Source organism: uncultured Campylobacter sp., from assembly GCF_938031315.1.
GTDB lineage: Bacteria > Campylobacterota > Campylobacteria > Campylobacterales > Campylobacteraceae > Campylobacter_B.
This window is the reverse complement of sequence record NZ_CALHHT010000267.1, coordinates 1-1732: the sequence shown is the minus strand read 5'-3', so window position 1 is coordinate 1732 and position 1732 is coordinate 1. Positions and strand designations below refer to the sequence as shown.

Genomic DNA, 1732 nt, shown 5'->3' with positions numbered 1-1732 from the left:
TATTTTGCCGATCTCGTTTATGCCGTGCGTATCGCCGCAAAGATATATCATCTGCTTCCTTTTTTGCTTCCCTTTAAATTTAGCTCGCCGCGCTTTGCTGTAGCCCGTGCGAATGGAATTTAAGCGCTAAATTTATCCGCTGCGTCGTATAGATCGCAATCGGCACTCCGAGTCGTAGCCGCGCAAATTTAAAGCCGCGGCTTTCAGTTTTAACTTTCGTGACGCAGATCTAAGCGGCAAAATCCAGGCGAGCGCAGCCTTACTTGTTGCCTTTAAATTTTAAATTTATCGGCAAATTTCGCGGTAAGCCGCGTAAATTCCGTAGTGAGTTGCGCAATTTCCACAACGGACTTCGTAAATTTCATAGCGCATTGCGTAAATTTAGAGACGGGCTGTATAAAATTCAGAACAGACCGCGTAAATTTAAAGATTAAATTTAAAGCCTGCTGCGTAGCTGTCCCGCCAAAGCCGCGCCGATCCGCTCGTAGCCCGCTTTTTGCAGATGGATCTCGTCGGGGCGCACGAGCCCCATGCTGCGCCAACCGCTCCAGCCGCCGTCCTCGTTCATCAGCCCCGCGACGTCGTAAAACATCGCTCTCTCATCGCGCGCGAGCTTGGCTAGCACGGCGCTTGCCCTGGCGGCACTCGGCACCTTCGGGCTGCGCGGCGGCGCTACGAGCAGGATTTTTGCGCCCGGGCTTGCGGAGCGGACGCTGTGGATAAGCCCGCGGATGCTCTGATAAAATTTTTGCTCGTCAAAGTGCGGATCCATCGCGTCGTTGGTGCCGTAGGCGATGATTACGAGATTGTATTTTAGCTTTGCAAAATCCCTGTTGAAAGCGCCCGTGCCCCACTTTTCGTAGATGTTGCTAAACGCTCCGTTGCTTGCGCACGAATCGGCAAAGCGCGCGTTTTTGCGGTAAATTTTGTATCCGCCCAGCTTCGCGCCGTCTCTAAGCGCCGTGATCGTGATCGGAAAGCTCAGCCTAAATCTCGAATACTCCCACGCGCCCTCTTTTTCTTGCGAGATATATAGGCTCTTGCCGCTTGCGTCGCGCACCTTAAAGATTTCGCCCGCCTGCGCGTCCTTGTGCAAAATTTCAACTTCAAAATCGCCGCTGAGCTGCTTTAGCTCTATCTGAACGCTCGCACCGTTTTTCGCCGTCGCGATCACGCCGCAAAGCGGAAAGTCCGGATCCTGTTCGGTGCGAGACGAGATCACCTCAAAGCCCTTTTGCTTAAAGCTCACGTTTTCGTTCGCATGGTACCTCGGCATCATCGCAGGCACGAAGCCGACGCTGTTTTGCACAAAGAAATTTCGCCTAAAAGCATCTATCAGCGCGTCGCTACCTAGATGCGAATCGCCGAAAAATTTCACCCCATACCCCGCATACGGCGCACCGCCTGCGGCATCGCCGCGCGCTGCACATCCGCACAGCAAGGCGGCCATTAAAATCGTAATAAGCTTACTCAACTTCTATCCTTGATAAAATTTCTTTCGCGACGCTCTCGCAGCCCTCTTTGCTCATGTGGATGCCGTCGTCTTGGCGCACGCGCACGAGAGAGGAGCCTCTTTTTAGGTAAGTTTTGAACTTGCCGTTTTCGCACACGAAAGGGCTCGTCTGCATGAAATACCCGCCGAATTCCTCGCTGGCGCCCGCGTAAATTTTATTTAAAATTTCTATTTTCTCCTCAAAATCGGCCTTTTGCATGCACGGCATCGCGATCCAAA

General features: G+C 52.4%; 1 protein-coding gene and 1 pseudogene. Both read right to left on the bottom strand.

Features of this window, described 5'->3' with window-relative positions; translation table 11 throughout:
* Positions 1-436: 436 nt before the first annotated feature.
* A complete protein-coding gene (locus tag Q0236_RS06730; RefSeq protein WP_297916282.1) occupies positions 437-1474 on the bottom strand; it encodes a GDSL-type esterase/lipase family protein in 1038 nt (345 codons plus the stop codon).
* A pseudogene (locus tag Q0236_RS06725) lies at positions 1467-1732 on the bottom strand (hypothetical protein); the annotation flags it as partial. The pseudogene Q0236_RS06725 and the gene Q0236_RS06730, both read right to left, overlap by 8 nt.